This window comes from Vulcanococcus limneticus LL (genome assembly GCF_002252705.1).
Classification (GTDB): Bacteria; Cyanobacteriota; Cyanobacteriia; order PCC-6307; family Cyanobiaceae; genus Vulcanococcus; species Vulcanococcus limneticus.
On sequence record NZ_NQLA01000150.1, the window covers coordinates 1 to 981 of the forward strand.

General features: G+C 68.6%; 2 protein-coding genes. Both read right to left on the reverse strand.

What is annotated here, in order from left to right:
• A partial coding sequence (locus CJZ98_RS17830) for a rhodanese-like domain-containing protein (protein ID WP_094592436.1) occupies positions 1 to 500 on the reverse strand: 500 nt, incomplete at its 3' end.
• 61 nt (positions 501 to 561) lie between these two features.
• Positions 562 to 981: rhodanese-like domain-containing protein (locus CJZ98_RS17835; protein ID WP_198537976.1), on the reverse strand; the 420-nt coding region annotated here is incomplete at its 5' end.

The window sequence follows — 981 nt, forward strand, 5'->3', positions numbered from 1 at the left end:
CGGGCCATGCCGCAGAAGCCGCTGACGCCCGCGAAGGTGAGGCCGGCTCCCACGAAGCCACTCAGCCAGATCCAGCCCGGGGCCACCGTCTGGCTCAGGATCACCCCCAACAGCACCAGGCTGCCTGCGGCGATCTGCACCTGGCGCATCAGGGGAAGGGGCGCCCCCATGAGCTTGCGCACGTCAAAACCGGCCTGCTGCCAGGCGGGCAAACCACCCTCCAGGTCGGCCACCGGATGGGGGTGACCCTGCTGAAGAAGTTGGCTCAAGGCCTTGGCACTGCGGTTACCGCTCTGGCAGACCAGCACCAGTGGTCCGCGGGGCAGATCGGCCTGGGTGATGCGCGCGAGCGGAATGTTGAGGCTGCCGTTGATGTGGCCGGAGGCGTACTCCATCGGTTCGCGCACATCAATCACGGTGACATCGCGGGCTGCCAGCTGGTCGGCCAGGTCGTGGGCATTGATGCGGGTGGGGGCAGGCATCGAGGAGGTGGTTGTCATGGTTGGGGGAGAGAAGATCTGAGGAAAGCGGCACGGGAGATGTCGATCGGAACTGGACGCCTCAGGCCTGGCTGACACCATCGAGTGGGTAGCCCTCAGCAGCCCAGCGGCTCAGGCCGCCGCGGAGGTTGGCCACCTGGGAACGGCCGGCCTTGAGCAGCTGCTGGGTGGCGAGGGCCGAGCGGCTGCCGGAATGGCAGACCACCACCACGGGCCTGTCGGCTGGAATCTGGGCCGATTGGGCTTCCAGCTCCGGCAGGGGGATCGACAGGCTGCCGGCCACTCGCCCATCGGGTCCGTTGAATTCCTCCGCGGAGCGCACGTCGAGCACGGTGAGCTCGCTCTGATGGGCAACTACCCAGGCGGGGGTGAGTTCAGGCAGGCCGGCGTAGCTGCGCTGCACCGGTGCCCAGGGGTGGGTCGCCCCGCCAGCCGCACCAACCTCGCGGGGCTTGCCGGAGCGCATGTTGCCCGGAAGGGC